Genomic DNA, 3,201 nt, shown 5'->3' on the forward strand with positions numbered 1-3,201 from the left:
TCTCACTTTACAAATGTTTTTTGATCAATCCAAAATCTCTCCATATGCCAAATCTTCCAGACTCTCCCAAAGACGCCATGGTGGTCATCAGTCCCACTGATCCAGTGTCAGTTGGCAGCGTGGTGAACCTGACTTGCTCCTGCAGAGGAAACCCTCCTGTTGTCCACTTTGTCTGGTTCATGATCAGTGACGGCAGACTGGAACAGATCAGAGTTGATACACAGGTTTATGGCTTTGAAGTGACCAGCAGTGATCGAGGCAGATTGTACTATTGTGGGTGCAGAAATGACCTGGACATTCAACTATCAACAGGATGTCAGTTGATATTTGAAGGTAACTGCAGGAATTATGGTTTCAGATGTTTTAGAGTAAAAACATTTTAGAAGGTGGCCATGCTGTTGTGTTACAGGTGATCAACAGTCTGAACTGGTTGGTGTCCAAGTTATAGTGAAGACCCTGGGAATCCTAACGCTTGTCAGTACGTTGGTCATCTTTGAGTGGTAAGACAAACTTTTCTCATATGGTAATTTGTACATTTTAAATGTGGTTTGACTGTATGAGAAAGATCAGCACCATTATAGCATAAACACAAAAAAAGCCTTAATTACATCATCTTTTTCTTCCAGCTGGTTTAGATCAAGACGCTCCACCAAACCAGCGAAGGTAAGCTACTAGACGAGGAGAGTTGCTGTGTATCGTTATCGATCAACTTAACTGTCTGCAAGTGTCAGGAGGAAGGAAAATAAAATAGCTCCTCATTCAGCTCTTAAGAATCACTTAGCAAGGGTTTATTTGTTTGTACAGGAATAATCCTTCAAAGGCGATAATGTTTAAAGGCCCGTGTCTGCACCATCAGCAGTGACACCAGACCACAATGCAATGCAGCACATTAGAGTAACCTGATCTCACTTTTTCTTGATAAATCAGAGCTGAATGCAGTAATTCAGGAATGTTCACTATTGATTTTGAAAGGAAGGTACGTTGAGGGAATGAAAGGAACAAAAAAGCAAATTATGACACTTGACATTGCAGACTGGTGAGGTTAGCAGCTGGCGAACATATAGAGCATTTAGCAGCTAAAAGAACAGTGAATATTGGACTTACATACGCCAGATGGCCGGAAACATGACTCCAAACGAATATGAATGTTACTCCGTATCTGCTGGTGTGTGAATAGGCAATTTTTTGCAAACACCTTTGTAAAATGGTTCAACGTTCACTTCATTCATCCATAAACATACGGATTGCTGATTAGAGAAGATCAGAATTAAATACCCATAAAACAAAATCAGCGATTAAAAACAACATAAAACTACATTCCACAATTTTAAAATAGCAATTAAGGCAAACCAGCTTTAAACCTGCATTCATTGATTTTCAGCCTTTTGGGGGCAGCCCAACAAGCTGTAAACACAACACTGACATATTATCATATGGCGACCATCATCTAATGGTCATGTGTGAGACTTACTAGTCAGGCAGGTTTGTGATTTCATCCTGATTTTGTGTGTGTGTGTGTGTGTGTGTGAATTTTAACTTGTTCTTTGAGGGTCTAATTTTGGTGGTTGATTGCTCCACCTGCTGTTCTATAATGTGGAGGTTGTAAAGCTCTGTGACACGTAACACAACTGTAACACAAGTGACTAAGTGCTGCACAAATGGCATGTAACAGGCACCCTAGAGGGCACTGCATCACGTTTTCTTGCACATTGGGCCACCGTAGAGGTCACTTTATCATGTTTTATCTACCAATGGGGATATCCAAGAGGGCTCTTTTGCGGCATTTGTTTTTTTCTTCGAACATGGGGGCACCCCTGAGACCACCAGTGAGCTGTAGCCAATTCACGGCAGAGTACTAACACCACTTTCTCTTGTTTCATTTCCACAGAACACAGTAGAAGCAGACTATGTCAACAGCAACATGTCATCATGAGTCACAAGGAGAGGAGGAAGATGTCATGTTCACTATAAATGGAACAACATACTGTTTTGTCTTTTCTGTATTCATTTCTCAGTCTTAGTGTGCCACTTACAATAACGTGTAACATTTTCTCCAAGCCGGTAAATACTACATGGCACTACTTTCTTTAAAGATGACCCCAGACTTGGGTGAATAATATTTGTATGTGATGTTTTTTTCTGCTCTGTGTTTCTTTGTTAAAGTAAGCGTAACACAAAAGTGAAAACATCTTCTTTAATGATTTATCTCATGTTGAAGTGATTCATGGCACTTGTCTTTCTTTTGTTCTTAAGATAGCAAAAAAGATATTGAGACTATGTAATTCATTTTTATTGATTAACTGGTGTTTCCATTGGATGCATGTAAAGTGTGTTAAATGAAATAAAAATGAAGCTTTTCATGCAGCAGAAAGCGTTTAGGAGGAAAGCACGTTTATCACTTATTCTATCATTTGTGTTACACACGTGTGTGTCAATGACTGCTGATATAATGTGACTTTTACAGTGCAGAAGTCAGCAAAAACACGCGGTAACTGTATGTGTGAATTACATAATGTTAATACTTTCACCTGCTCAAATATGTCATTATTATTGTCAGTTACATAATATATACATATAAAGGCTCACTATGAGTCGTGTTAAAAATAAAAGTCTTTGTGGATGAATTTGTCATTTGAAACCTAAAGATTTTAAGATGTCGTAATATCTGACTTCCTCACAGGATATGAGAAGTAAGAACAAAACTGCCTGTATTTCTTCAATATTTTAGACATGGGGGTCATGTGATATCTAGCAGCTTTGCAACAAAACAAAGTGAACTGCATTTCTTAAACAGCAAATCCTCTTTCAGTCATATTACAACAGTTAGGTTAGGTGGTTTGTTGCAGTTCTGATAAAATTGACAAATTGCCTCATTTCACTCTAAAACCATAACACTTGTCTTATTTTGTAGCTGTGGGCTTGTTTGGTAAGGAAACATTTTACTGCTTTTACATCTCTGCTTCGTAAACTAAAACTTTAATTTAGTCATTCTTCATGTACTATTATTTTTTACTTTAACTGAAAAAAACATGAACTCTATATTTTAACTGATTTCAAACCACAACTCTGCAGACATTGTTAACCATTACTACTGTAATGAAGTTTCTTTAAAAGACAATGAATGTGTTGTAAAAACTTAATAAGTCTTATGATTATTACAACTGAAAACTAACAGTCTTATTGTGTCCAGGTTTCTGTCTG

1 protein-coding gene is annotated in these 3,201 nt (G+C 37.7%); it reads left to right on the top strand.

All coding sequences use genetic code 11. The features are described from left to right. Nucleotides 1–383: hypothetical protein (locus ACRC28_RS09430; protein WP_438543198.1), on the top strand; the 383-nt coding region annotated here is incomplete at its 5' end. Nucleotides 384–3,201: the final 2,818 nt, after the last annotated feature.

Origin of the sequence: Clostridium sp., assembly GCF_051650885.1 — a bacterium.
Taxonomy (GTDB): domain Bacteria; phylum Bacillota; class Clostridia; order Clostridiales; family Clostridiaceae; genus Clostridium.